We start from the raw sequence: 25,919 nt of genomic DNA on the forward strand, positions 1-25,919 counted from the left end.
TTCAGATGAGCAGCGTTGACAGACTTGGATAATAGCTGAGCAAAAACAACACCAAAGTTACCGCGATCAGAAATGGCCAGAGCGATTTCAGGATCGATCCGGGTGTTGTGCCGCTCATGGATGAGGCGATGTACAATCCGATCCCGACCGGGGGTGTCAGCAGCCCAAGCACAAGGTTCAGGCAGGCAACGATGCCGAACTGATAGGGGCTGATGTCGTATGAGCCGGTTGCGATGGGCAACAGGATCGGTGTGATCAGGATAATCGCGGCGATGCCATCAATCACCATTCCAACCAGCAACAACGCAAGGTTCACGATCAAAAGAAACACAAACGGGTCCGAGGTGACAGACGTGATCAACCCGGCCAGTTGCTGTGGTATCTCCTCATAGATGATGACCCAGCCAAACACACCGGCTGCGGCGATCATGAACAGGATCATCGAGGCATTGGCCGCAGTGCGTTTGAACATCTCTGGCAGATTCCGCGGTTTCAAGTCGCCATAGACAAGCCAGCCCACCAGAAATGCGATCAGGGATGCAATGGCGGCGGATTCAGTTGGCGTGGCGATCCCGAACAGAATGCCGCCTATGATCGACATTGGGATCAACAGGGCAGGGACCGCGCTGACCAGCGCGTGTACGGCTTCGCCGCGCGTCATCCATCTCCCCTTTGGGAATTGTTGCCGCCACCCAATCAAGGTGATGACCAGAGCAAAAGCACAGGCGAGGATCAAACCGGGCAGGATTCCGGCAATGAACATGTCACCAATCGGAATCTGTGCCAAAACCCCGAAGATCACAAACATCATCGACGGTGGGATCACCGGGGCCAGAAGCCCGCCTGCGGCAGTTGTTGCAGCAGCGAAGCCTTTGTCGTAGCCTTCCTCTTCCATCGCGGGAACCATGGCGCGCGACATCACCGCGATCTGCGCCGTCGCAGACCCGATGATTGCCGCCATGAACATGTTTGCCAGCAAGTTGATATAGGCCAGCCCGCCGCGAAACCCGCCGACGAACACCCGGGCCAGCGCGACAAGGCGTCGGGTCATACCGCCTTCGTTCATCAATTCGCCTGTCAGCATGAAAAGCGGAATCGCCAGAAGGCCGTAATTCTCAAGCCCACTGAACATCTTCTGCGCAAAGCTGTCATAAAGAACCGTGTTGCCGCTTTCCCAAATGTACCAGATGGCCGTGATGGTCAGCACGATTGCCACCGGTACAGACAGAAGCAAGGTGGCGAGAAAGACAACGGGGCTCATGGCTGCGTCCCCTGCGCCGGGGTGCTCAGCAGATGCATGGTTGAATGCAACGTCGCGCCAAGAGCAAAAATCCACATGACCACCCAGAACAGGTATTTCGGCAGGCCAAGGGTAAGCGTCGGCTCGGCATAGATGAAATTGAATGTCTGACCCTGAAAGGCCTCGATGTCAAAGCCGCTGCGGGTAATGTCCAAAGGGAGGAACCAGCGCCAGCAGAACCACAGCATCGCCAGGGAAAAGGCGAATACGACCACATCCACAATCTTGCGGATCAGTCGTTTCACGCGATCCGGCACGATGTCGGAAATAATGGAGATCGACACCGAACTGCGATGGTGCAATGCGGCGGACGCCCCCAGAAAAGTCATCCAGACCATGGCGTAAATCGCCAGCTCATCAACCCAAAACAGGGCGTTGCCCGCCGTGCGCGTCACGACGTTCAGCAAGATCAAAGCCGTTATGCAGACCGCCAGAAAGGCGGCGCACCACAATTCGACCCGCGCCAAGCCAGCCGACAGCCGATACAACATCGCTGTTCTCCCGTGAAAAAGGGCGCAGGATCGACCTGCGCCCTTTTCGTCATGCCGTTTTCGTTATTTTGTTTCTGCCGCAGTCTGCCGCAAAGCGTCAAGCGAAGAGGTCTTTTCAGACCAGATCCCGTTCCACTCTTCAATCGCATCGCCAAAGAACGAGGCGTCGACCTTTTTATAGGCCTTGCCCGTGCCTTCGATCTGTTCCAGCCATTTGGCATCGTTTTCGACATACGCATCGATCGTGCTGTCGACATGTTTGGCCATCAGTTCAGCAATCATGGCCCGGTCTTCTTCAGACAAACCGGCCCAGACCTTGGCTGATACAAGCCCGACCATGGGGAACATCATGTGATCCGATTGCACGATTGTGTCGGCGTGCTCATAGTATTTCAGAACCCAGATCAGCTCGGCATCCATGTCGATAGCATCGACCTGGCCGTTGGCCAAAGCATCATAGACCGCAGGCAATGGCATTGGGGTGGGCGCTGCCCCCACTGCATTGTAGAAATCAAGGATGGGCGTGAAGGGCGTGATCCGCAGTTTCAGGCCTGACAGGTCCTCGGCGGAAGAAACCTCACCGCGACTGACGATCTGGCGAAGACCAGCCATGCCATATCCCAAGCCCACAACACCGACCTGACCTGGCAGTGGTTCCAGCATGGAAATGGCCGTGTCGGACCGCAGAATGCGCCCCGCATGGCCAATATCATCTGCCAGATAAGGGGCGTAAAACGCGCCCAACTCGGGCGCGCGGTTTGAAACTTCGGCCACGGTCATGAAGGCCATATCCAACGCGCCAGTCTGCAATTGCTGAAGCATTTCGGCTTCGTTCCCCAACTGGCGCGCCGGGAAAACCGACACCGAATGCGCGCCATCACTGGCTTCGTTCAGCTCGGTCCCAAACGCCTCGGCGGCTTTGGTCCAGATATGAGGTGGTGGCGTGATCAGACCCAGCCGGAATTCCTCGGCCTGAACGACCACGGATGACATTGCCAGAACAGCCGCAGAGGCGGCGATTTTTGTAAAATGTTTCATAACTTCCCCTGTTCGATCTTTTTTTTACAACGTGACCCAACCCTCGGGCGGTTCCTTGCCCGGATGCACCGCCCGGCAGTTGGGACATGTGCGATCCTCTTCAGACGCATAGAACTTCTGGTAAACCGGAGGCAGGTCATCAACGATGGACTTTAGCTGCATTTCCGCTCGATGCACCAGTGTTCCGCATTCAAAGCAATACCATTCAATGGCATCCAGCTCTCCGGTCTGGCGCTTGGGTTCGATTACAAGCCCGATCGAACCTTCCTGTGGGCGTTGCGGGGAATGGCGCACATGCGGCGGCAGCAGGAAAACCTCGCCTTCACGGATGGGAACATCATAGAATTCCTCTCCGTCATAGATTTTCAGCACCATGTCGCCTTCAAGTTGATAGAAGAACTCTTCCACCGGATCGTCGTGGTAATCGGTTCGCTTGTTCGGCCCGCCAACAACCGTAACCATCAGATCGGCATCTTCCCAGACCTGGCGATTGCCTACAGGTGGCTTGAGCAGATGGCGGTGTTCGTCGATCCAGGCCTTAAAGTTGAACGCTTTCAGTTTTGACATGTCCCACTCCCTATCGCCGAAAGTTTGGCGCGTTTTTCCATAACAGCAAAGAATTTATCAGCATCTAGCTATCAGATTTCTTTATAGTGCCATGCGCGGGGCCGGCTCAGACACGCAGACCGCATTCGTCGAACGCTTTGCGAATGATCGTTTTTTCGGCGTCGCTTAATTCCAGCATCGGCGGGCGTACGCGGCCACCAACCTGACCCAGCAACTCTTGCCAATATTTTCCAAAGGACGTTGGTTTTCCTGCCGGACGCGCGCGTTTCATCGCATCGCGAACGGGGTTGAGGCTGTCAAAGACACGTCGCGCTTCATCCGCCTTTCCGGCAAACGCCAGGCGCGTGTATTCGTTCATCCGCTGATCGACCTTGCTTTGCAGCTGATAAGGCGGAGACGAGCAAAGATAAAGCTTCCAGTCAAGTTCCAGGATGTTATCCAGCCACTCGTGTTCGGCCGAAGTCGAGACATGGATCTTGTCACCAACCATATGGGTCAGCTTAACATACATCTCACGCGGGACCGAATATTTGATTGCCACGATATTTGGCAATTCCGCGATACGTGCGCATTCTTCGGGTTGCATCAAATAGCCGCTGTCAGGATGGCTCCACATGGCGATACCGATATCCAGCTCATCGCAGAACCGTTTGTAATACTGATATAAAACTTCGCCGCGATCCTGCACGAAACTCAGAACCGGGGCGTGAAGCACAATGTAATCGGCACCGCAATTCTGGGCATGATGGGCCAATTCCAACGCCGTATTCATGTTCTGATCCGAGACCGAGACTATAACCCCGGCCTTGCCTGCGCATTCGTCGACGGCAATTTCGAAATTCCGTTTGCGCTCTTCGATACTCATTGAAAAGAACTCGCCCTGTTTGCCAGCGACGAACAGGCCTTGAATTTCCAGATCGTCGATCCAATGGCGGATGTTTGCACGCAGCCCGATCTCATCCAGCGACAGATCTTCGTTGAACGGATTCAACGCTGCGGCCCAGATCCCCGTCATGTTTTCGCGGGCATAATTTTTTGCGTCGTCTTTTGTGTATTTCATTTTTTGCGCGGTCCCTGTGGCTTTGACCCAATGAAAAGCACATTGACACGGTCGATCCAGCGGGATTTCAGGGAAATGGCTATCTGAAAAAATTATATCATCAACTTATCAATTCAGGTTTTTTCAATGCTGGTCTAGAGTTCAGGCATGAAAACCGCAGTCATCGGAACCGGCGCAATTGCGCAATATGTGCAGCGCGCACTGCCAGAGCATGGGCATGAATTGGCGGCCATTCTGGTCAGGCCGCACCGCGTTGCTTCAAAAATGCCCCTGTCAGTCGGTTCAATTGACGACCTGCCGGCCGGGATCGACATGGTTCTGGATTGCGCAGGGCACGAGGCTTTGGCGGGTCTGGGGCCGGACATCCTGGCAAATGGCATGGATATCATTAGCGTTTCTGTAGGTGCGTTGGCGGACCAGAAAATAGCGGATCGGTTGGAAAGCGCGGCGCGACAGGGTGGGGGGCGTTTGCATCTGGCAAGCGGCGCCATCGGCGGGTTGGATTGCTTGAGCGCTGCGGCAGTCGGTCCTCTCAAGTCCGTTACCTATGTGGGGCGCAAACCACCTGCGGGGTGGAAAGGGTCACTGGCTGAACATCGTCTTGATCTAAGTCGCATCAGTGCCGCTGAAACGCACTTTCAGGGCTCTGCGCGAGAGGCCGCGTTGGCATACCCCAAGAATGCCAACGTAGCGGCGGCGGTGGCATTGGCAGGTGTGGGGTTTGACGACACTCAGGTTCGTCTGATCGCCGACCCGACGATTCACAAGAACATTCACGAGGTCGAGGCCGAAGGCGATTTTGGTACCTTTCAGTTTCGGATCAGCGGCACCGCATTGCCCGACAATCCGCGCAGCTCGGCATTGGCCGCCATGAGCGTGCTGTCCAAGCTTGACCAGCTTTGCAAACCGATTGTGCTGTAGCAATGGTTGGGCGTCACTCTCGCATCGTTGATCGTGCTTTGACCCGGTTGAAGCTGCGCCAACTGCGTCTGCTGGTTGCTGTAGGCGCGCATGGAAATATCCAGAATGCCGCGCGCGAGTTGGGTATCTCTCAACCCGCGGCAACCAAGATGATTCAGGATCTTGAGCTGGACTTCGAAGTCAAATTATTCACCCGCACCAATCGTGGTGTTGTACCGACGGTCTTTGGCGAAACCCTGATCCGCCATGGCAAATTGATCTTTGCGCAGGTGTCGAACGCGGCACAGGAACTGGACGACCTGAACGAGGGTAACTCGGGTCGCGTCGTGGTGGGCACATTGCTTGCTGCGTCGACCAGCCTTTTGCCTGCGGCCATTGAACTGCTGTTGGAAGGCCGCCCAAGTGTGGCGGTCAAGATCAGCGAAGGCACCAATGAAGTGCTGATGCCTCGGCTGCTGTCGGGAGAGATCGACATGGTTGTGGGTCGTCTGCCCTCGCATCGGCATCGCGACAAGATCCGTCAGGAAAAACTGTTCGAGGATCGAATCTTAGCCGTTGTTGGCCCTCAACACCCGCTGGCCAGTCGCAAAGACGTGACGTTTGCCCAAACCAAACCCTTTGGATGGATTCTTCCTCCGCAAGAGACCACATTGCGGCGTCAGGTCGATCATTTCTTTGTTGGCCAGCAGCAATATGTGCCGCCGGTCATGATCGAATCTGTGTCTTATCTGACGAACCGCACGTTGCTGCAATCGCGTGATCTGATCGGCCTTATGCCTGCCGAGGTCGTCGCGCAGGATATCAAAAACGAGCACCTTGTCCGGCTTGCCTGGGCAGTCCCCTTTGGGCAGGGGCCAATTGGGGTATCCTTCCGCGCGGACGATGATCTGTCGCCAGCAGGACGGGCTTTCAAAACGGCTTTGCATCGGGCGGCGCAGGGCAAACAAACCAGCTATTCGTCAAATTGATACCCGTATTTGTTCAATTCGCTTGAAGTAATACGAAGCATTGCGCGATCTGAAAACAAGGCAAGTGGAGGCACCGGTTTTATGTATCCAGAGCTTAAGCTGTTCATCGACGGCACGTGGCGGAAAACCAACCGGGGCATCCCGGTTCTCAACCCAGCAACCGAAGAAGAGCTCGGGCGGCTGCCCTGCGCATCAGTGATAGACCTCGATGACGCGTTGGAGGCTGCCGTCAAAGGTCTCCGATTGTGGAGCCGAATCTCTCCGCGCGAACGTGCTGATACGATCCTGCGGGCGGCAGCCCTGATGCGTGAACGTCAGGACGAAATTGCGCGCTCTATCACTTTGGAACATGGCAAACCTTTGAAACAAGCCCGGCTTGAGGTCATCCGGGGGGCCGAGTTCTTTGAATGGGATGCGGGCGAGGCGATGCGGACTTATGGGCGGATCATTCCGGCAGCTCAGGGTCACAAATTCGCAGTGCATCACCAACCCATCGGTGTTGTCGCTGCGTTTTCACCGTGGAACTTCCCGATGAGCCAACCTGCCCGAAAAATCGCCGGTGCGTTGGCCTCGGGCTGCTCGGTGATCCTGAAGGCGGCCGAAGAAACACCTGCCGGAGCGATGCATATTGTAAAAGCGTTCGAAGATGCTGGTCTGCCCGCGGGTGTTCTGAATTTGGTGTTCGGCGAACCTTCCGAGATTTCCGGTCACCTGATCCCGCAGGACCCCGTACGTTTGGTAGCCTTCACAGGTTCGACCACCGTTGGTCGGCATTTGACTACCCTGGCGGCCCAACATGACACCCGGGTGCTGATGGAACTGGGCGGCCATGCACCGGTTATCGTTTGCGAAGATACGGATGTACAAACAGCAGCCGTTTCCAGCGCGGTACGAAAGATGCGCAACGCCGGTCAGGTCTGCACGTCGCCAACGCGGTTTTTTGCGCATGAGGGCATCTTTGACGCCTATGCAGCTGACTTTGTCGCGCGCGCCAGGGTCACAATCGTCGGAAATGGCTTAGATGCAGCAGTCGAAATGGGCCCTACGGCCAACGACCGACGTGTGCCCGCGCTAACCGAACTGGTAAAAGACGCTGTGGCACAGGGCGCAACTTTGGCCACAGGTGGCTCGCGCATTGGTGACAGGGGGTATTTCTTCGAACCCACCGTTCTTTTGAACGTGCCGAAAACGGCGCGGATCATGCAAGAGGAACCATTTGGCCCGGTTGCGGTCATCAATCCTGTGGCATCGCTGGATGATGCGATCGCGCAGGCGAATTCCGTTCCCTACGGGCTGGCCGGGTACGCCTTCACCAACAGAGCCGATTATATCGATCGTCTTATCGACGAGGTCGAGGTCGGCAACCTGTCGATCAACACACTTGAGGCCTCGATGCCGGAAACACCGTTCGGAGGGGTGAAATCCAGCGGCTATGGCCGGGAAGGCGGAACCGAGGGCCTTGAGAATTACATGACCGTTAAGAATGTCTGGCATTCAGTTAGAATCGTCTGAAGAAGACAGCCTGCGCCGGTGTTCGCGCAATTTTGCTCGGTCAAACAAGCATCACGGACCGGGACACAGAAACCATTGGATGTTCAAACTCTTGCCTGAACAATCAGGTCCAAAATGACTTTTACTCCAGAACATTTTTAATATTTCTTCCAATAATTTAACCTCGATCAAATCATCAGAAAGCAGCTGCCTTTATAATTCACGATATCGGTCCCTGGCCATCCGGGGAGACCGGATTTGCGAAAAGAGGCACTTAGATGATGACCAAAGCCAGAACATGGTTCTCGGCGCTGTCTACAGTTTCATTGCTGTCGATGGGCGTTGCTTACCCGGTTCACCAGGCCCAGGCGCAAGAGCCGAGCCCGGTAGAACCCATAGAGTTTGATCCTGCCAAAGCGGCCCTTGGCAAACGTTTGTTTTTTGATCCGCGACTGTCCGGCGACACCGAGTTGTCCTGCGCCAGTTGCCACCAGCCGGAAAACGGCTTTACTGACGGACAGGCCTTGTCGGACGCCTATGCCGGCAGCTTGCATTTCCGCAACGTGCCCACGCTGATCAACAGCGCCAAGCGCGCGGCGTGGTTTCATGACGGGCGAATTGGCACCAACCTTAACGACGTGACCCGCGAAAGCATCACCGAGACGTATTCCATGAACATGGACATGCGCCTGATGCAGGAACGCATCAAGCAGGATCCGGTCTATGTCGAGATGTTCGAAGCAGCCGGATTTGGCGAGCCCTCTAACGGTGGTGTCCGCAATGCGATCCCGGAATACCTGAAAACGCTGATCTCGCGCGGGGCTCTGTTTGACACCGGTGAGATGTCAGAAGAAGCTAAGGCCGGGTATGAGCTGTTCAATGCCAGCGGCTGCAACTCGTGCCATTCGGGCGAGCGGTTCACCGACGACCTGCCGCACAATATCGGTGTGGGTGACAACCCCGAAATCTGGGCGACCCCGGAACGTCACATCACCTTTGTGACCATGATGAAGTTCCTGGGTGTCGAAAACTACATGAACCTACGCGCTGATCCGGGCGCCTATATCCGCACCCACACCGCCGATACCTTCGGCACCTTCATGACCCCTACGCTGCGCGAGCTGACCTTTACTGCGCCGTATATGCACAACGGTACGCTGGAAACGCTTGAAGATGTGGTGGCCTTCTACAACGCAGGTGGCGGTGACGATGAAAACAAGGATCCGCGCATCAAGCCGCTGAACCTGAACGAGACCGAGCAAGCGCAATTGGTGGCTTTCCTCAAGGCGCTGTCCGGCGATCCACTGACCGGCCCCGAATTCGTCGCCGAGGAGGTCGATACCTTCTACGAGCCGATCGAAAACTGGCAAGACGCGACAAACTGAGGAGTGGACCCATGAAAGACCTTTCGTCTTATCTCAAAGGCACAATCGCCACCGCTGCCCTGTTTGCCGTTCTTGGCTCGCAGGCCGCTGCGGAAACCAGTATGGAGATTGAGGCCGGTATCGGCGGGTCAGATCCCGATCCTGATGCGCCACTGGTGGCTCTGGGCGAGCCTCCAATTCCGCTGGACAACCCGCAAACCGAAGCCAAGATTGAGCTTGGCAAGATGCTGTTCTTCGATCCGCGTCTGGGTGGCAACCCATCGACGCCTTGTTCCGCCTGCCACCTGCCGGATGTCGGCTGGGACGTCGAGGCCCCGATCTCGTTCGGCTATCCCGGTACAACCCACTGGCGCAACAGCCAGACCATCGTGAATTCAGCCTATTACGGCAAACTGTTCTGGGCGGGCTCATCCAAGAGCCTTGAAAGCCAGGCCAAATCCGCTGCGGGCGGTGCAGTTGCCGGTAACGGTGAGGCTGACATGATGGAGGCCCGTCTGGCCTTCGTTCCCGAATATGTCCAGCGGTTCAACGACGTCTTTGGGGATCATCGGCCGCGCATCGGCAACGCATGGCGGGCCATTGCAGCGTTTGAACGGACCATCGTTCAGACCGACACGCCCTTCGACAACTATCTGCGCGGGGACGATGCGGCACTGACCGAGGAACAGAAACGCGGGCTGGAGTTGTTCGCCGGCAAGGCGCAGTGTTCCGAATGCCACAACGGTGCGCTACTGTCGGATGAGAAGTACTACAACACCGGCGTGCCCGCCTATGACGGTTGGCAGGATGATGGTCTGGCGCAAGTTACCTTCCGGTACGAACTTTATGCCAAAGGCTCGACCGAAGAGATGTATCGCCACACCAAGGATGACCCCGGCTTCTATTTCCGCACCAAGGAAAAGGTCGACAAGGGAAAGTTCCGCACGCCAAGCCTGCGTTACACCCTTTATACCGAACCCTACATGCACAACGGCATGCTGGAGACGCTCGAGGATGTGGTCGAATTCTACAACCAGGGCGGCGGCGAGAACGAATTCTCAGCGAATAAATCCCAGCTGATCCAACCCCTTGGTCTGAATGATCAAGAAAAGACGGATTTGGTGGCCTTCCTGAAATCCCTGTCCGGCGAGGAACTTCTGATCGAAGAACCCGACCTGCCGGATTATCAGCCGCTTCCTGCGGTTGCAGCAGAGGAGTAAGCGTCATGACTGATCATAACGCAACCGGATGCAGTTGTTCGGGTGAAGCCAAGAAAGCCTGCACCGTGAATCGCCGCCAATTCCTGTTCGCCTCGGGTGCCACGACCTTTGCCGTGATGGTGGCCATGCCCACCCGCCACGGTCAGGCCGAACAGGTTCCTGCCCTTGTGTCCACCTATCCGCGCAAGCTGATCGGCAAACTCTCTGAGTTGGAACAGGATGTTCCGGTCGAATTCTACTACCCGGATGAGGGCGATTATTCGGACTCGATTCTGGTCAAGACCGGCGTGGAAAGTGGGGGTGGCATCGGCCCGCAAAAGGACGTGGTGGCGTTCAACCTGACGTGTACGCATCAGGGCGGATCGCTTTACGACACGTACAAGGGTGAACATAAGGTGCTGGGCCCATGCCCGCTGCACCTGTCGACCTACGACGTGACTCGGCACGGCATTCTGGTCTCCGGTCAGGCGTATCAGTCGCTGCCGCAAGTCCTTCTGGAACTCGATGGTGACGATATCTACGCCGTCGGCATGTTTGGCCTGATCTACGGCCGCTACGACAACCTCATTGCATAAAGGGAAACGGAATCATGGCAACCCCGTATTACGTACCCGAAACCAACGTCCCGCTGCCGCCCAAGGGCGCCGAGGTCATCTCGACCGCCTGCGACTATTGCATCGTGGCCTGTGGTTACAAAGTCTACCGCTGGCCCGTGACGGCCAAATCCGGTGGGCCCGGCGCGGATGAAAACGCCTTTGGCGAGGATTTCCCTGTCGCACCGCTGGGCGCATGGGTGGCTCCGAACCAGCACAATATCGTGCTGCACAAAGGCCAGCCGCACCACGTCGTGATTATCCCCGACAAAGACAACAAAACCGTCAACACCGACGGCGACAGCTCCTTGCGGGGCGGGTGTATCGCGCAGAAATGCTATAACCCGCAAACGCCCACACGCGACCGTCTAAAGACGCCACTGTTGCGGATCTATGGCACCTTGATGCCGGTTCCGTGGGATCTGGCACTGGATGTGGCGGCTGAGGTGGGCAACTACGTGATCGCCAAGCACGGCACCAATGCCTATGGCGTAAAGACCTTCAGCTACCAGTATATCGAGAACACCTATGCGATCTCGAAATACGCGCTACGCCATATCAACACCGCGAACTTCACCTTCCACGACACGCCGTCCGATGTGACCTCGACCCCTGGTTTCCGGGATGCGGGTTTCGACAATTTCGGCCCGTCGTATGAAGACTGGCGCGATGCAGAGACGTTGCTGGTCTGCGGCACCGACCCGTATGAGACCAAGACCATCCTCTATACCCAATGGATGATGAAGGGGATGCAGAACGGTCAGAAAGAGATTTATCTGATCCCGCGCCGTTCGGCCGGTGTGGCCCATGCCGAGAAGATGGGTGGTCTGCATATCGACGTACTGCCCGGTACTGACCTTCTGGTCGTCAACGCCATCGCCCGCGTCATTGTGGAAAATGGCTGGGAAGACAGCGACTGGATCCAGAAATGGGTCAACAACAAGTGGGAAAGCTCGTCGGGCTTTGGTCAGGGTACTCGCAACACGCCATGGCAGTGGCGCACGACCTGGGGCAAGTTCCAGACCAAGGGTTTCAAGGACTGGAAAGAGTGGCTGCTGGCGCAGGACGAATTCGCGCCTGAGACTGCTGCGGCCACAGCCGAGATCGACGTGCAGAAGATCTATACGGCTGCCGAATGGCTGGCGAAACCCAAGGATGATGGCTCGCGCCCGAAAACTTCGATCATGATCGAGAAAGGGTTCTATTGGTCGAACAACACCGGCAACACACAGGCGATCTCGGCTTTGGGTATCATCTGCGGCTGTGGTGGACGTCCGGGTCAGGTCATTGGCCGGGCCGGTGGCCACCAACGGGGCGGCGTCAAGGGCGGGAAATACCCGCGCAACAAATCGCCCGAGAAACTGCCGGGTCGCCGTCGCCGCGCCATGGATACCGACCGGTATCTGATCGCAGGTCATACCCGAATGGCCCATGTAATCGGCACCACCTGGATTCAATCCATGTGCGGCAGCCAGCAACTGGCCGACAAATTTGAGGAACTGACCGTCCGCAACCCGCATCAGATTGCCTCTTTCGACAAGCAAGAAATGATCGACACGCTGAAGGCCCGCGCCGACAGCGGCGGCATGGTGGTGATTAATCAGGACATCTACCTGCAGGACCCGATCGGCAACCGCTACGCCGACATCGTGTTCCCGGCAGCCACCTGGGGCGAAGAAGACTTCTTGCGGGCCAACGGCGAACGGCGCCTGCGTCTGTACCAGAAGTTCTATGATGCCCCCGGTGCGGCGAAGCCCGACTGGTGGATCATTGCGCAGCTTGCCACACGGATGGGCTTTGACGGATTCGACTGGCAGAATTCGAACGAGGTCGCCGAAGAGGCCGTGCGCTTTACCCGTGGGTCGCGCAAGGACTTCCACGCCGTCTATCGTCTGGCCAAGAAAGAAGGCAAAGATCTGCACCAGAAGGTCCGTGAATTCGGCACCGATGGGGTGCAGTGCCCGGTCATGCTAGATGCCGACGGTGTCACGCTGATCGAAACCAAGCGCCTGCACGACACGACCCGCACGCTGCCTGATACCGGTGCGGCCGGCAAAGATGTGTTCAACAAGAAATTGACGCACTTCAACAGCCAAACCGGCAAGTGCAACATCCAGAAATCGCCTTGGGGCCTGTTCTCGGACTATTGGGAATGGCTGAGCCCGAACAAGGACGAAGGCGAGCTGTGGGCGACGTCGGGCCGGATCAACGAACGTTGGCAGTCCGGTTTCGATGACCGCCGCCGCCCGTATATCGTGCAGCGCTGGCCAGAAAACTGGGTCGAAATTCACCCCGACGACGCGGTCGAGCGTGGCATCGAAAGCGGTGACTATGTGATGGTCTATTCGGAACGCGTTCCGGGCAACAAACACACGCTGCTGGGTGTGGAAGGTGATGACTTCCAGTTCTCGAAACTGATGGAGAACGGGCATATCGAGTTGACCAAGGCGGCGATCACCGCCGTGGCTATGGTCACGCCCGCCATCAAGAAAAGCGTGGTTTACATGGACTTCCTGCACATGCAGCAGCCTGCAAATGCGCTTGAGGGCCGGATCGTCGACTGGATCAGCGGCAACTACAATTACAAGATGGGCGTTGCCAAGGTTCGCAAACTGGGGCCGAGCCCCTACAAGACCTCGTTCCGCACCATGTCCTTTGCACCGCGCGACATCGCCTGATGTAGAAGTTTCCGGGGGACGCACGCCATGTCGGCCCCCGGATCGGTCCCACTGCAGAAGGGACCTTGGGCCGGGCGTCCCCAGCTCACTGGAAGGCAGGTATCGGTTGGGAAACCTGCCTTCCACTTTCACCCAACCCGCCCAACCGCAACACGGCAGCTTGATATGAACATTCACTCCGTCACGGCCCTGCGCGATGAGGCCACCTTCCTGTTTTCCGAATTCGCCAAATCCGAATTTGACGTGATCCGTCTGCGTGCCATTCAGGCTCTAGCCGCGATTGGGGCTAAGAACAGCCCCGCCCTGGTCGAGGCTTTGCTGGACGATGATGAAGATGTCCGGCAAGACGCAGCCCAGGCACTGGGAGATTTGAGCGTTCGGGAAGCGGTGCCGCAACTATTGGAGAACCTGATTAACGATCCCTGCGGTGAGGTGAAACTGGCCTGCGTGACAGCGCTGGCTGAACTGAAGGCCAAGGATGCTGCGCCTTATTTGAGAGCACTTGTAACTGGACGCGGCGACGAGATTACGTGGGATGAAGACGAGCTGCATCAGGATGAATGGGACGATTGGCTGGATACTCAGATCGTTGCAATCAAGGCACTTGGCAGGATGGGCGACGAAACAGCGATTGAGCCCATCGTTCTGGCCCTGATGGACGAAGACGGGCAGGAACTGGGCGATGTCGCCTGCGAGGCACTGGGCCGGATCGGTCAGCCTGCGGTGCCGGCGCTGGGTGTGTTCACCCAATCTTCGAACCGCCGACTGCGCCAACGTGCATTGCGGACACTCGCCGAGATTGGCGAGGCCGAGGCCGACGCCATTTTACGCAAAGCGTTGAAGGACAAGGATGACGCGGTTCGACTAATTGCTTATGAGGCGCTGATGCCAAACGACCCGGCATTGGTCGAACAAGCTCTGACCGACGGCGCCGAAGAGATCCGCATCGCGGCGCTGATCCTGGCGGGTTTTTCGGAACCTGAACTGCTGGACCGAATGATGCGCGATCCCGGGGCTAAGGTTCAACTGGCCTTGATCGAGCGGCTGGAGCGTGGCACCCCAATCGTTGACACCGACGATCTGCGCTGGCAGGTGCTGGATTATCTGGCCACCGGCCAGCAACCCGAAGTGTCCGCGCAGGCTTTTGGCCTGCTGGCAGCACTTGCGCCCGCAGTGGTCACAGATCGCCTGAACGCACTGTTTTCGGTCGAAGTGGATGATTTGAAGGCCGAGCGCTTGCAATGGGCCTTCGTCGATGCACTGGCAACCTCTCCCCTGCACGAGGCGGCAGAGTGGCTGCAAATGGCCTGCCGGTCTCCGTTCCGGTCGGTGCGGCTCAAGGCCGTAGCGTCGCTGGCGATGATCGTGACGGATGAAAGCCGCCCGCATGCGAACCAGCAGCAGGGCCGCGAATTGCTGCTGTCCTTCGCACTTGCCTCAATACCGGTCTTGACCGGGGAAGAACCCGAAGAACCGGCCCCGCGAACTGACATTGCCGCGTTGGAAGAAGCCGGGCTGGATGTCTCGGACGGCGGCAACAACGGCCCGACGTCAAGTCTGGGTGCGATCCTTGGTCATGACGCGATTGCAGCAGAGATGACACAAGAGGCCGAGGTTGAAGAGATGCAGCCACTGACACCGCGGGAACAGGCACTGTTGGCCAAGGCTACCCGTCATCCCAAACGCCGCCGTGTGGCGCTTGATGACAATGCCGAAGCGTTGGAGCGCGAGACCCGCGTGTCCGCTATTCGACTGTTGGGCGAAGTGTCTGGAATGCAGATCATGCTGGCCCGGATCGCGCAGGACACTGAGGTCGATATCGCAGCGCAGGCCCTCGCGGCGTTGAGCATCTCGATCGCGAAGCATGGGGCGGAGCTGAGTGACAGCCAACTGATCGAACTGATCTCGGCAGGCTTGTCACACACAGATTCGACCTTGTCCCTGCAGGCTCTCAAACTGCTGCAACAGTCAGACCTGCCACCTCAGGACGCTATGCGTGGAAAGCTTCGGGCAATGCTGAAAACCGGTGACACACCGTTTCGCATCGACGCCATGCGCATTCTGACAAAGTGGAACGACACACCCGACGTTGCCCGCAGTCAGCTTGATGACATTTCCGCCCCGGTGCGTCAGGCGGCAATGTGTCTCTTGTCGGAAACCGCGCCGGAACAGGCGGCGGCGGCCATCGTGCCCTTTCTAGTGGCCAATCCCGAACAGAGGATCGTGACCTATGTCAATGACAGTACGCCTGTGGTGCTGTCCATTGGGCGCGAACTTTTGGCTGAGCTGCGCGACGAGAGTCGCCGCGCGCAATGGCCGGTGATGATCAGCGCGCTGGCCGATCTTCTGGGAGACACCTCTCGGGCGGCCTGAACCCGGAGGGACAGATGACGACTTCGCTGAAACTAAGTGCTGTAATCCTGGCGGGGACAATGGCATTTGTCCCTGTCGCACAGGCCGAAGACATCCCCGAGGTCGCCGTCGTGCATCAGATCATCGACCTGAATGCAGACACGCCAGCACACGCGTTTCGATTTGAACCCAAGTACCTGCAGGTCCCCGCAGGAGCCACCGTACGCTTCAAGGGCTCAACCGGGCGGCACACCGTGACGTCCATCCTACGCATGATTCCCGTCGGCGCGCGCGCATTTGAGATTCGCGGCAAACCCGAGCTGAATCTGACCTTTGAGAAAGAGGGCGTTTATGGCATCCGCTGCCGCGTGCATGGTCGGCATGGCATGGTCATGCTGCTGGTCGTTGGCGATCCCAGTTCGAATCTGAAGGAGGCCAAGGCCTATTTGCCCAAACTCGGCGATGCTGAGCGCGCCGGTTTCGAGGAGCTCTTTGCGTACTTGGAGGCTCAAAATGGCTGATGGATGCGCCTGCGATGGGCACGCCCAAATGTATCTGAGTGTGGATGACGCCCTTAAGCGTGGTCTGTCAGTTGCAGATCCCCTTGTGGACACCGAGACTTTGCCACTGACACAAGCGATAGGTCGGGTGCTGGCCGAGGATTGCAAGAGCAAGGTGGATATGCCCGCTTTCGATAACTCTGCCATGGATGGATATGCTGTCTGTACCCGTGATCTGGGCGAGGGGCCTGTGTTCCAACTGCCCGTGGCAGGGCGCATGGCCGCTGGCGACTGTGGTGATCATGACGCACCTGAAGGCAGCGCTTTACGCATCTTTACGGGCGCCCCTGTGCCGCCCGATTTCGATGCCGTACTGATGCAGGAAGATTGCGATTTTCTGATCAACTGCATCCAATTCAGTCGGCGCCCCAAACCCGGACAGCATATCCGGCGCGCGGGCGAAGACCTGTGCGTTGGAGGCCCGATCTTGCGCCGTGGCTGCGAGATTGGGCCTCGCGAGATGGCAGCGCTGGCCTCGGCCGGATACGGCCGGGTCGTAGTGTACCGAAAGCTGAAGGTTACGATCTTTTCCACGGGCAGCGAACTGCGCCAACCCGGTGATCCTCTTGGACCGGGGCAAATCTATAACTCAAACCGCTACACGCTGCTTGCTCTTTTGCAGAAACCCTGGATCGACCTGACCGATCGGGGGTCGGTCGAAGATGATCCGGCGCGGCTGGAAAAGGTGTTGCGCGAAGCGTGTGAGACGTCGGACTTGATCGTAACAACCGGAGGCGTGTCCGTTGGAGATGAAGACCACATGCCGCGGCTGTTCACCGAAATTGGCGGTGAAACCGATGTGATGAAGGTGGCGATGAAACCAGGCAAGCCCATCATGTTCGGACGGCGTGCAAGCGCACTATACATTGGGCTGCCCGGCAATCCGGTTTCGGCCTACGTAACATGGCAGATCATCGGATCTCAGATGATGGCGCGCCGCGCGGGCCTGGATCACAGTCCTCAAATACCTGTGCAGGCCGTTCTGGCCGAACCCCTGCGTCGCCGCGCGGGTCGACAGGAATATCGCCCGGTTCAGGTTGACGGCAACTCGTCATCCGGCCTTCCCAGATTGCGTCTGATGGCACCGTCCTACAGCGGTCGTGTGGCTTTGCTGGCGCAAGCAGACGGGTTGGCAATCATACCGGCAGAGGTCGAGGAACTTCCTGAAGGGCATATGCTTGAATTGTTGAGGTTCTGATCACGTCACGCCGCGCCATGCGTGTGGCGTGGCAAGTCAAAATCCTGAAATCGTGCTGAGCTAACGGACGATTGATGTGTTTGTTCTGGGACGGCAAGAGAAATTCGAACCAGACCTGACCGCTCCACGTTTATCGAAACCGTAAATGCATCGTCAGTTCTTTTGCAGCAATCGAAGAACAACCCGGCGGCTGAGGAACCGGAGTTGCCCCCTGAGCAAACGGCCTATACCAAGCCGATTTGCCTGCCGGAACGCCTCTTTATTGCTGACTTTGCAGAAACAGCGCAGACGCGCTAGGATTTCCCATTGCAGGCAGGAGGCGCATTATGTCCGATCCTTATTCTGATCTGGCCGCACAGGATACGGCGCTTCAGGAACGCATTGCCGATGCAATCGACGCAAGGTGTCAGGATTCTGCGCAGATGGAAATACGATCCGGTTACCTGTCAGACTTCAATTTGGCGCAAGATGCATTCGCAGTCGAGTTGGGATCAGGCACAGGCTACATCACACAGGAATTGGTGACATTGGCCGGGGCAAGCTCGGCTTTGGGGATTGAGCCCTCTCCGATCATGGTGGAACGCGCGAATGAGACTTTCGCGGCGGATCATCGGCTTCGTTTCGACGTAGGTGACGCCAAGGAAACCGGGCTTGCAGACGACTCTGTCGATCTTGTGGTCGCGCATACTCTGCTGTGTCACGTTCCCGGTCCGGAGGATGTAATCTCCGAGGTTTATCGCATTTTGAAGCCCGGCGGAGTTTTTGCGATTTGCGATGGTGACTATGACACCGCGACGGCTCAGATCGCCGATTTTGACCCTCTGGATCAACTCGTTCGGTTCATGATCAACCAGAATGTCACCAACCTATGGATCATGCGACAAATCGGTGGCCTTCTGACTCGTTCCGGGTTCGAACTGGGCCGTCGAAGGGGCCATGGCTATGTGGCAGAGGGTGACGCCACCTATTTTCTGACGGTCATTGATCGGGGCGCGGACCGGATGGCCGAGACAGGCGTCCTTCAGGCTACAACCGCAGAAGCTCTTAAGGCCGAAGCGCACGCGCGCGTGTCGCAAAACCGGTTCTTTGGCTACATGTCGTATGTCAGTCAAATTGCGCGTAAACCTGCGGGCTGATCTGCTTACCAGGCAATAGCGGACTCACCCAGAACGGAACGGTTTGCGGTGATACCCAGACCCGGACGCATTCGGTACGACGGCACCCCCATCTTGTGCTGGCGCATCGCACTTAACGGCTTTGAGTGTGACCATGTCACGGCGATCCAGAATGCAGCGGAAAGAACGCTCGGGCCTTGTAGCCCTCAGACGAGCGATCCCGCCAAAAGCAATCGTCGAACCGACGGTGTCCTGCCCGCAGATCGTCAACCCTGCTGATCCCGTCCGCAATATCCTGCGCTACGATCTGGCTCGAACAGTATGCAATGGATGTCGTCATAATTTACATACCGGTTGAGCCTTTGCGCCTCTTTGAAGCTGATTTTCTGGAAGTTCATACCGGAAGGCTACACATTGACGGCTTGCGGCTTCGGCTGGTGCTTATGTTCCGAATTCCGGGCCAGATACAGAAATCCGGGTTGGAATACACTGCGGCTTGGGCCGGCCCAGGCGTCCAGCGAATTATTCAGGGTCATCGTATAACGCCGGATGCGGCTGATACTGGTGCTGTCGTGCAGCTCGTGAAGGTGCGCCACAGCGTGCCAGGAAGCACCCGAAGCCCATTCGATTTGTCCAGAAAACAACATTCGACCATCCCTGTTCAGTCAAATGGTTACGGATCGAGCACTCGGTCACGCCTCTGTCGTTGATGGTGGCCTTAGCGTCAGCACGCGTTTTGCCAGCTTGTGCATTTTTTAGTCGCGCAAAATTTTTCATGAACGCGGCCCAATCGACATGTCGTCATAATTCGAGATCGTATGAAGCCCGCATACCCCCCAAAAAATTGTCGTAACTGATAAACTCCGTGACGGATTACGTCGTGACTATGACCTTCCAGGTGGCTCAAGGTGCATCGACGCACAAAGGGTTAAGGACTCATCCATATGCGGTATTCGGCACTCGCGATTATGCGGCAGGTTCTGAACGGGCACCGGGGCTGGACGCCGGCGTGGCGCGATCCCGAGCCGCAATCGAACTATGATTTCATTGTAATCGGCGGCGGCGGTCACGGCCTGGCGACGGCATACTATCTGGCCAGTGAGCACAAAGCCGCCAGAGTTGCCGTTCTGGAAAAGGGCTGGATCGGCGGCGGCAATGTCGGTCGTAACACGACGATTATCCGCGCCAATTACATGCTGGATGGCAATCAGCCTTTCTATGAGCTGTCGCTGAAGCTGTGGGAGAACCTGGAGCAGGACCTGAACTACAATGCGATGGTCAGTCAGCGCGGCATTCTGAATCTGTGTCACACGGATGCGCAGCGTGACGCCTATCGCCGCCGCGGCAATGCGATGATGTTCACTGGGTCCGGTGCTGAATTGCTGGATACCGAAGGCGTTCGGGCGATGTATCCGTACCTCAACTTTGACGACGCCCGCTTTCCGATCAAAGGTGGTCTGTTACATCGCCGGGGTGGAACGGCACGACATGACGGGGTCGCCTGGGGCTATGCCCGCGCTGCGGATCAAAGAGGCGTCGACATCATCCAGAATTGCGAAGTCAAAGGCTTCCGTATCGAAAACGGCAAGGTTCTGGGCGTTGAAACCACGCGTGGCTACATCGGCGCCAAAAAGGTTGGCGTTGCGGTTGCTGGTTCTTCGGGTCGCGTGATGGCCCAGGCCGGGATGCGCCTGCCGATTGAAAGCCACGTGCTGCAAGCTTTTGTGTCAGAAGGGTTGAAACCGGTCCTGGACGGTGTGATCACATATGGCGCCGGACATTTCTATGTCAGCCAGTCGGACAAGGGCGGTCTGGTCTTTGGCGGCGATATCGACGGCTACAACACCTATGCACAACGCGGCAACTTGCCGGTGGTCGAGGACGTGGCCGAAGGCGGCATGTCCCTGATGCCGATGATCGGTCGCGCGCGCCTGCTGCGGATGTGGGGCGGGGTGATGGACATGTCGATGGACGGCTCGCCGTTCATTGATCGCACCGGCATTGACGGGCTCTTTTTCAACGGTGGCTGGTGCTATGGCGGCTTCAAGGCAACGCCTGCTTCGGGTTTTTGTTTTGCACATCTGATGGCCACGGAGCGCCCACATGAGGTTGCAACCGCTTTTCGACTGGACCGGTTCAAAACCGGGCGGATGATCGACGAAAAAGGCATGGGCGCACAGCCCAACCTGCACTGAGGAGGCCCGGACATGATTATCAATCACCCATTGCTTGGCCCGCGTGACACATCCGAATTCACCTATCTGGGCGACGCGAGCCTGATCAATCGACCCGACTGGCAATCCGACACGGCCGCACCAGAGTTTCACGACTATCTCTACCTGCGCGACAACCCCGCAGGCACCCATCGTGAGTTGTGGTTCCACGAGCAGGGTGACCGCTCGTGGCTGGTGGTGACGCGCAACACGCTGACCCACGAAATTCTGGCAACGGAATTGGCGCGGGATGTAGCCCGCAAGACAGGACGGGGAAAATGACCCAGAACAATCGTTTGCAAGGCGGTCTGATCGACCGCTCCAAAAAGCTGCGCTTTACCTTCGATGGCAAATCCTACGAAGGCTATCAGGGCGACACGCTGGCTTCGGCGCTAATGGCCAACGACGTACGGTTGGTTGGGCGATCGTTCAAATACCACCGTCCGCGTGGTGTACTGGCCTCGGGCTCGGAAGAGCCCAACGCACTGGTCGAGCTGCGTTCGGGCAACCGGCAGGAGCCCAATACGCGCGCGACGACGATTGAGCTGTTCGACGGGCTCGAGGCAACATCGCAAAACCGCTGGCCCTCGCTGGCATTCGATGCGCTGTCGATCAATGACCGGTTTTCACCGTTTCTGACGGCGGGTTTCTACTACAAAACCTTTATGTGGCCCAAGGCATTCTGGGAAAAGCTCTATGAGCCGATGATCCGAAAGGCCGCCGGTTTGGGAAGACTGAGCCAAGAAGCTGATCCGGACATCTATGACAAAGGCTATCTGCATTGCGACGTGCTGGTCATCGGCGCGGGGCCTTCAGGGCTGATCGCAGCACTGACCGCTGCACGGTCTGGCGCGCGGGTCATTCTGGCAGATGAAGACAGCCAGATGGGTGGTCGTCTGCTGGCCGATTGCAACAGGTTCGAGGGTGTCTCTAACGCCGATTGGGTCGCGCAGACGCTGGGCGAGCTGGCGTCCATGGACAACGTGCGCCTGTTGACGCGCACCACGGTGTTCGGTGCCTACGATCATGGTATTCACGGCGCGCTCGAACGAGTTTCAGATCACCTGGCGGTGCCGGAAGCAGGTAAACCACGCCAGATCCTGTGGCGCATTTACTCGAAACAATCGGTGCTGTGTGCGGGGGCTACAGAGCGCCCGATTGCCTTCGAAAACAACGACCGCCCGGGTATTATGCTTGCAGGTGCAATGCGGGCGTATGCCAACCGCTGGGCGGTGACGCCGGGCAAACGCGTGGCAATCTTCACCAACAACGATGAAGGCCACCGCGCTGCACAAGATCTGATCCAGGCCGGTGTCAAAGTTGTCGCTGTGATCGATCCGCGCGGCGACGCACCGCGCATTGCCGAGTGCGAATTGTTGGCAGGTGCGCAAGTCACCGACGCGCAGGGCCGTCTGGGGCTGAAATCAATCACCGTGCAGATGGCCGACGGCCAGACCCGACCGATTGAGGTCGGCGGTCTGGGCGTTTCGGGGGGATGGAACCCGAATGTGCAACTGACCTGTCATCAACGCGGTCGCCCGCAATGGTTCGAGCCGCTTGCAGCCTTTATTCCGCCTGCAGAGATGCCAACAGGAATGGTCGCTGCCGGTGCCGCCGCTGGTAACCTGACCAGTTTTGGGGCAATCGCCTCGGGCACCAACGCAGCCCTTGCGGCGCTTGACGGGCTGGGAATCAAGGCCTGCCCGGTTGACCTGCCGAAAGGTGAGGATAATGCGATCAGTATCATGCCGTTCTGGCACGTGCCCGGCAAGGGCCGCGCCTGGCTGGATTTTCAGAATGACGTGACCGTCAAAGACGTCAAACTGGCCGAACAGGAAGGCTTCCGCAGCGTCGAGCACCTGAAACGCTATACCACGCTGGGCATGGCGACAGATCAGGGCAAGACCGCAAATGTCGGCGCGTTGGCCGTGATGGCCGAGGTTACCGGCAAGAGCATTCCCGAAACCGGCACAACCATCTTCCGACCACCTTATACGCCGGTGGCGATGGGAGCCTGGGCCGGGCGTTCGGTTGGCAAAGAGTTCAAACCCACCCGACTGACCCCCAGCCACCAATGGGCCGAAGAACAGGGCGCAGTGTTCGTCGAGGTAGGTCCTTGGCTACGCGCACAATGGTTCCCCAAGGCAGGTGAGACCCATTGGCGCGAGTCTGTTGACCGTGAGGTTCTGGCAGTGCGCAGTGGTGTCGGCGTCTGCGACGTGACCACGCTTGGCAAAATCGACGTGCAGGGCGCGGATGCGGCAGTGTTCCTCAACAAGATCTATTGCAACGGCTTTGCCAAACTACCAGTGGGCAAGACCCGCTATGGCCTGATGCTGCGCGAAGACGGTATTGCCATGGATGACGGTACTGCCGCCCGCCTGGCCGAAGATAACTTTGTGGTCACCACAACAACCGCCAACGCGGTTGGTGTCTATCGCCACATGGAATTTGTGCATCAGTGCCTGTTCCCGGACATGGATGTGCAGATGATCTCGACCACAGACGCGTGGGCACAATATGCAATTGCGGGTCCGAAATCGCGTGAGTTGTTACAGAAGATCGTCGATGACAATATTGACATAAGCAATGAGGGTTTCCCCTTCATGGCATGCGGAGAGGTCACTATTGCGAATGGCATCCCCGCACGGCTGTTCCGTATCTCGTTCTCGGGCGAGTTGGCCTATGAATTGGCCGTTCCCACCCGGTACGGCGACGCGCTGATCCGACATTTGATGGAGGTTGGGAAGCCTATGGGTATTACCCCATATGGAACCGAAGCGCTTGGCGTGCTCAGAATAGAAAAGGGTCATGCGACCGGCAATGAACTGAACGGCACCACCAGCGCCCATAACCTGGGAATGGGGCGTATGGTCTCGACCAAGAAAGACAGCATCGGTTCAACGCTCAGTGCGCGTGAGGCTCTATCGGACCCCGATGGTCTGTCACTGGTCGGCATCCAGCCGGTTAACAATACCGAAATCGTGTTGGCAGGTGGTCACGTTTTTGACGAGAATGCCCAGCACCTGCCGGAAAACGATCTGGGTTATGTAACCTCAGCAGCCTATTCGCCCAATTTGTCCAGCAGCATCGGACTGGCCTTAGTCAAACGCGGGGCGCAGCGATTGGGAGAAACCGTACACATCGTCAGTCCGGTGGATGACTCCAACATCAAAGCGACGCTTGTCAGCGCGCATTTCGTTGACCCAGAAGGAGAACGGCTCCGTGCGTGATTTTGTTGCCAAGACCGCCATTGGTGGCACCGAACCCAAACAGGACGTGGTTGGAACTCTGACCTTTCAGGAACGCGAGGATGTGGCGTTGGCGTCTGTCTCGGCCCGCCCGGGGCAAGAAGAAGCTCTGAAGACCAAGCTTCACTCCGTTTGTGGAATCGCAGCGCCTGACGCCGGACAGTGGAAAAAGGGTGAAACCAGCAGTCTGCACTGGCTGGGTCCAGATCAGTACCTGTGCGAAGAGGCCTATACAGGCCCATTGGAGCTGGCCCGGAGAATGGCAACCGAGCTGGATGGCATCGCATCCGTCACCGATCAGTCGGACGTGTTCACACGCATCGACATGACCGGGCCGGGTGCCATCGACCTGTTGCAACGCCTGACAGTTCTGGATGTCGAGCAGATGCAGGCCGGAGCCTTTAACCGCAGTGCTATCCATCACGTGGGATGCCTTTTGCGGTGTAATGAAGCGGGCGCGGATTTCTCGGTCTACGCGCCGCGCAGCTATGCGATTTCAGTTCACCACGCGCTGATCGAGGTGGCCAAGGCCCTGTGACGAGGGTTGGCCAAGGGACAAAGCCGCGTGTCTTGCACCGCGGCTTCTTTCCTTGCGCTCTTGCGTGGGCGGCAAGCCAAACTCGCGACGATAGTTGCTTGAGAACGAACTGGCGCTGTCATAGCCAACCGACAGCGCGATTTCCTGCAAGGACTGGTCGGTATAAAGCAGCTTCTGCCGGGCCGCATCCAGCCGCAATCTGCGATAGTACCCTCCGGGACTGATCCCGGTTTCTTTTTTGAAGTGCCGTTCCAGTTGCCGCATGGACATACCAACAAGTTTCGAGATCTGCTCGATTGAGACCTTGTTCTCGATGTTGTTTGCAAACAACTCAATGGCGCGTCGAACCGGGCGGGGCAGGCCATTGCGGGTCTGATCTTTGCTATAGCCCGGTAGAACCTGCAAAGTATCTGCATCGCGCAAAGTCGCGTATTGGAACCAGCAGGCCGTTTCAATGGCAACCGCATCGGACACCTGGTCCGCAATCACACCTAACATGAATTCGAACACCGCCGAGGTCCCGGCAAAAGACATCCGGTTTCGATCAATGGTATAGAGCGTATCGCACAAGGTGACCTTGTCGAATTGCTCTTTCAAAGCAGCAGTATAGCAGAAATGAGCACTACAACTGTAACCATCAAAGAACTTTTCTTCCGCTAACGCAAAGAGCGATCCGCTCACGGATCCGATCCGCGCACCATGGGACAGAAGGCGCCGCAGGGCACCGCCCGACGCTTTGCGATCCCGGAAACGCGTCGAGGCCCCAGCAAAGACCAACAGCACGTCCGTCTCGTTCACCTCGGACAATGCCTTGTCGGGATTGATGCTGAGGCGCGAGCTGGACATGACCGGTTGACCGTCTTCCGATACGACGGTCCAGCCAAGATCATCCTTACGACTGATTTCGTTGGACACGCGCAGCGGGTCGATGGCCATGGACAGGGCAGCAACCGGGAAATCGTCGAGACATAAAAAGGTGAAATGGGTCATGCTTTGTCTCT

Annotated in this window: 23 protein-coding genes; 15 read left to right on the plus strand and 8 right to left on the minus strand. The window is 57.5% G+C overall.

The genetic code is table 11. The annotated features are described in order from the left end of the window. Position 1: 1 nt before the first annotated feature. From Q0816_RS10105 to Q0816_RS10125, 5 genes are all read right to left on the minus strand, one after another. Positions 2-1,261 carry a TRAP transporter large permease gene (locus tag Q0816_RS10105; RefSeq protein WP_298850032.1) on the minus strand — a complete coding sequence of 420 codons (1,260 nt, stop codon included), beginning with the start codon at positions 1,259-1,261 and terminating at the stop codon, positions 2-4. Next, a complete protein-coding gene (locus Q0816_RS10110) occupies positions 1,258-1,791 on the minus strand; it encodes a TRAP transporter small permease (RefSeq protein WP_298850033.1) in 534 nt (177 codons plus the stop codon). Before Q0816_RS10110 ends, Q0816_RS10105 begins: the two co-directional genes overlap by 4 nt. Positions 1,792-1,854: 63 nt before the next feature. Then, the gene (locus Q0816_RS10115; RefSeq protein WP_298850034.1) at positions 1,855-2,829 is read right to left on the minus strand and encodes a TRAP transporter substrate-binding protein; all 975 of its coding nucleotides are present in this window, start codon (positions 2,827-2,829) and stop codon (positions 1,855-1,857) included. Positions 2,830-2,853: 24 nt separating this feature from the next. After that, positions 2,854-3,396, minus strand: coding sequence for a 3-hydroxyanthranilate 3,4-dioxygenase (locus tag Q0816_RS10120; protein WP_298850036.1), 543 nt, complete (start codon positions 3,394-3,396; stop codon positions 2,854-2,856). A gap of 106 nt (positions 3,397-3,502) precedes the next feature. After that, a complete protein-coding gene (locus Q0816_RS10125) occupies positions 3,503-4,456 on the minus strand; it encodes a dihydrodipicolinate synthase family protein (protein ID WP_298850037.1) in 954 nt (317 codons plus the stop codon). 147 nt (positions 4,457-4,603) lie between these two features. Between Q0816_RS10125 and Q0816_RS10130 the strand changes: the two genes are divergently transcribed. The 11 genes from Q0816_RS10130 to Q0816_RS10180 all read left to right on the plus strand — a co-directional run bounded on the left by Q0816_RS10130 (position 4,604) and on the right by Q0816_RS10180 (position 18,937). Beyond that, the gene (locus tag Q0816_RS10130) at positions 4,604-5,377 is read left to right on the plus strand and encodes an aspartate dehydrogenase (protein WP_298850038.1); all 774 of its coding nucleotides are present in this window, start codon (positions 4,604-4,606) and stop codon (positions 5,375-5,377) included. 2 nt (positions 5,378-5,379) lie between these two features. Beyond that, positions 5,380-6,345: a LysR substrate-binding domain-containing protein gene (locus Q0816_RS10135; RefSeq protein WP_298850039.1), complete on the plus strand. Its 966-nt coding sequence runs from the start codon at positions 5,380-5,382 to the stop codon at positions 6,343-6,345. 81 nt (positions 6,346-6,426) lie between these two features. Continuing rightward, complete coding sequence (locus Q0816_RS10140) at positions 6,427-7,857, plus strand: NAD-dependent succinate-semialdehyde dehydrogenase (protein WP_298850041.1); 1,431 nt, start codon at positions 6,427-6,429, stop codon at positions 7,855-7,857. Between the two features lie 257 nt (positions 7,858-8,114). Further along, on the plus strand, positions 8,115-9,221 hold the full coding sequence (locus tag Q0816_RS10145; protein ID WP_298850042.1) for a cytochrome c peroxidase: 1,107 nt from the start codon (positions 8,115-8,117) through the stop codon (positions 9,219-9,221). Positions 9,222-9,232: 11 nt separating this feature from the next. Next, complete coding sequence (locus Q0816_RS10150; protein WP_298850043.1) at positions 9,233-10,420, plus strand: cytochrome c peroxidase; 1,188 nt, start codon at positions 9,233-9,235, stop codon at positions 10,418-10,420. 5 nt (positions 10,421-10,425) lie between these two features. Then, on the plus strand, positions 10,426-10,995 hold the full coding sequence (locus Q0816_RS10155; protein WP_298850044.1) for an arsenate reductase (azurin) small subunit: 570 nt from the start codon (positions 10,426-10,428) through the stop codon (positions 10,993-10,995). A gap of 14 nt (positions 10,996-11,009) precedes the next feature. Beyond that, complete coding sequence (locus tag Q0816_RS10160) at positions 11,010-13,691, plus strand: arsenate reductase (azurin) large subunit (RefSeq protein WP_298850045.1); 2,682 nt, start codon at positions 11,010-11,012, stop codon at positions 13,689-13,691. Between the two features lie 165 nt (positions 13,692-13,856). Beyond that, positions 13,857-16,064 (plus strand): HEAT repeat domain-containing protein, encoded by a 2,208-nt coding sequence (locus Q0816_RS10165; RefSeq protein WP_298850047.1) that lies wholly within the window; start codon positions 13,857-13,859, stop codon positions 16,062-16,064. Positions 16,065-16,078: 14 nt separating this feature from the next. Continuing rightward, positions 16,079-16,564, plus strand: a complete 486-nt coding sequence (locus Q0816_RS10170; protein ID WP_298850048.1) for a plastocyanin/azurin family copper-binding protein — start codon at positions 16,079-16,081, stop codon at positions 16,562-16,564. Continuing rightward, a complete protein-coding gene (gene glp, locus Q0816_RS10175; RefSeq protein ID WP_298850049.1) occupies positions 16,557-17,801 on the plus strand; it encodes a gephyrin-like molybdotransferase Glp in 1,245 nt (414 codons plus the stop codon). Before Q0816_RS10170 ends, glp begins: the two co-directional genes overlap by 8 nt. A 326-nt stretch (positions 17,802-18,127) precedes the next feature. After that, on the plus strand, positions 18,128-18,937 hold the full coding sequence (locus Q0816_RS10180; protein WP_298850050.1) for a methyltransferase domain-containing protein: 810 nt from the start codon (positions 18,128-18,130) through the stop codon (positions 18,935-18,937). Between the two features lie 136 nt (positions 18,938-19,073). On the opposite strand, the gene Q0816_RS10185 is transcribed toward Q0816_RS10180, so the two are convergent. Together Q0816_RS10185 and Q0816_RS10190 are read right to left on the minus strand one after the other, a co-directional pair. Continuing rightward, entirely contained in the window at positions 19,074-19,256 is a 183-nt protein-coding gene (locus Q0816_RS10185) for a hypothetical protein (RefSeq protein ID WP_298850051.1), read from the minus strand. A 67-nt stretch (positions 19,257-19,323) separates the two neighbouring features. Then, complete coding sequence (locus tag Q0816_RS10190; protein WP_298850052.1) at positions 19,324-19,563, minus strand: hypothetical protein; 240 nt, start codon at positions 19,561-19,563, stop codon at positions 19,324-19,326. A gap of 297 nt (positions 19,564-19,860) precedes the next feature. On the opposite strand from Q0816_RS10190, the gene Q0816_RS10195 reads away from it, so the two are divergent. From Q0816_RS10195 to Q0816_RS10210, 4 genes are read left to right on the plus strand one after another with little or no spacing between them, the layout of a single operon-like run. Further along, positions 19,861-21,111, plus strand: a complete 1,251-nt coding sequence (locus Q0816_RS10195) for a sarcosine oxidase subunit beta family protein (RefSeq protein WP_298850053.1) — start codon at positions 19,861-19,863, stop codon at positions 21,109-21,111. A gap of 12 nt (positions 21,112-21,123) precedes the next feature. After that, positions 21,124-21,411: a sarcosine oxidase subunit delta gene (locus tag Q0816_RS10200; RefSeq protein WP_298850054.1), complete on the plus strand. Its 288-nt coding sequence runs from the start codon at positions 21,124-21,126 to the stop codon at positions 21,409-21,411. Further along, positions 21,408-24,362 (plus strand): sarcosine oxidase subunit alpha family protein, encoded by a 2,955-nt coding sequence (locus tag Q0816_RS10205; protein WP_298850055.1) that lies wholly within the window; start codon positions 21,408-21,410, stop codon positions 24,360-24,362. The genes Q0816_RS10200 and Q0816_RS10205 overlap by 4 nt, the downstream gene beginning before the upstream one ends. Continuing rightward, the gene (locus tag Q0816_RS10210; RefSeq protein ID WP_298850056.1) at positions 24,355-24,918 is read left to right on the plus strand and encodes a hypothetical protein; all 564 of its coding nucleotides are present in this window, start codon (positions 24,355-24,357) and stop codon (positions 24,916-24,918) included. The genes Q0816_RS10205 and Q0816_RS10210 overlap by 8 nt, the downstream gene beginning before the upstream one ends. Here Q0816_RS10210 and Q0816_RS10215 read toward each other — a convergent pair. Then, positions 24,877-25,908 carry a GlxA family transcriptional regulator gene (locus tag Q0816_RS10215; RefSeq protein WP_298850058.1) on the minus strand — a complete coding sequence of 344 codons (1,032 nt, stop codon included), beginning with the start codon at positions 25,906-25,908 and terminating at the stop codon, positions 24,877-24,879. The two genes, Q0816_RS10210 and Q0816_RS10215, sit on opposite strands and share 42 nt — an antisense overlap. Positions 25,909-25,919 lie beyond the last annotated feature (11 nt).

This window comes from uncultured Ruegeria sp., assembly GCF_947497005.1.
Lineage (GTDB): Bacteria > Pseudomonadota > Alphaproteobacteria > Rhodobacterales > Rhodobacteraceae > Ruegeria.

Coding starts and splice junctions, on each gene's coding strand:
- Q0816_RS10145 (WP_298850042.1), top strand. CDS start 8,115: ATGATGACCAAAGCCAGAACATGGTTCTCGGCGCTGTCTACAGTTTCA.
- Q0816_RS10170 (WP_298850048.1), top strand. CDS start 16,079: ATGACGACTTCGCTGAAACTAAGTGCTGTAATCCTGGCGGGGACAATG.
- Q0816_RS10130 (WP_298850038.1), top strand. CDS start 4,604: ATGAAAACCGCAGTCATCGGAACCGGCGCAATTGCGCAATATGTGCAG.
- Q0816_RS10135 (WP_298850039.1), top strand. CDS start 5,380: ATGGTTGGGCGTCACTCTCGCATCGTTGATCGTGCTTTGACCCGGTTG.
- Q0816_RS10195 (WP_298850053.1), top strand. CDS start 19,861: ATGCGGTATTCGGCACTCGCGATTATGCGGCAGGTTCTGAACGGGCAC.
- Q0816_RS10200 (WP_298850054.1), top strand. CDS start 21,124: ATGATTATCAATCACCCATTGCTTGGCCCGCGTGACACATCCGAATTC.
- Q0816_RS10120 (WP_298850036.1), bottom strand. CDS start 3,396: ATGTCAAAACTGAAAGCGTTCAACTTTAAGGCCTGGATCGACGAACAC.
- Q0816_RS10160 (WP_298850045.1), top strand. CDS start 11,010: ATGGCAACCCCGTATTACGTACCCGAAACCAACGTCCCGCTGCCGCCC.
- Q0816_RS10140 (WP_298850041.1), top strand. CDS start 6,427: ATGTATCCAGAGCTTAAGCTGTTCATCGACGGCACGTGGCGGAAAACC.
- Q0816_RS10165 (WP_298850047.1), top strand. CDS start 13,857: ATGAACATTCACTCCGTCACGGCCCTGCGCGATGAGGCCACCTTCCTG.
- Q0816_RS10110 (WP_298850033.1), bottom strand. CDS start 1,791: ATGTTGTATCGGCTGTCGGCTGGCTTGGCGCGGGTCGAATTGTGGTGC.
- Q0816_RS10125 (WP_298850037.1), bottom strand. CDS start 4,456: ATGAAATACACAAAAGACGACGCAAAAAATTATGCCCGCGAAAACATG.
- Q0816_RS10115 (WP_298850034.1), bottom strand. CDS start 2,829: ATGAAACATTTTACAAAAATCGCCGCCTCTGCGGCTGTTCTGGCAATG.
- Q0816_RS10215 (WP_298850058.1), bottom strand. CDS start 25,908: ATGACCCATTTCACCTTTTTATGTCTCGACGATTTCCCGGTTGCTGCC.
- Q0816_RS10150 (WP_298850043.1), top strand. CDS start 9,233: ATGAAAGACCTTTCGTCTTATCTCAAAGGCACAATCGCCACCGCTGCC.
- Q0816_RS10180 (WP_298850050.1), top strand. CDS start 18,128: ATGTCCGATCCTTATTCTGATCTGGCCGCACAGGATACGGCGCTTCAG.
- Q0816_RS10105 (WP_298850032.1), bottom strand. CDS start 1,261: ATGAGCCCCGTTGTCTTTCTCGCCACCTTGCTTCTGTCTGTACCGGTG.
- Q0816_RS10190 (WP_298850052.1), bottom strand. CDS start 19,563: ATGTTGTTTTCTGGACAAATCGAATGGGCTTCGGGTGCTTCCTGGCAC.
- Q0816_RS10155 (WP_298850044.1), top strand. CDS start 10,426: ATGACTGATCATAACGCAACCGGATGCAGTTGTTCGGGTGAAGCCAAG.
- Q0816_RS10205 (WP_298850055.1), top strand. CDS start 21,408: ATGACCCAGAACAATCGTTTGCAAGGCGGTCTGATCGACCGCTCCAAA.
- Q0816_RS10185 (WP_298850051.1), bottom strand. CDS start 19,256: ATGACGACATCCATTGCATACTGTTCGAGCCAGATCGTAGCGCAGGAT.
- glp (WP_298850049.1), top strand. CDS start 16,557: ATGGCTGATGGATGCGCCTGCGATGGGCACGCCCAAATGTATCTGAGT.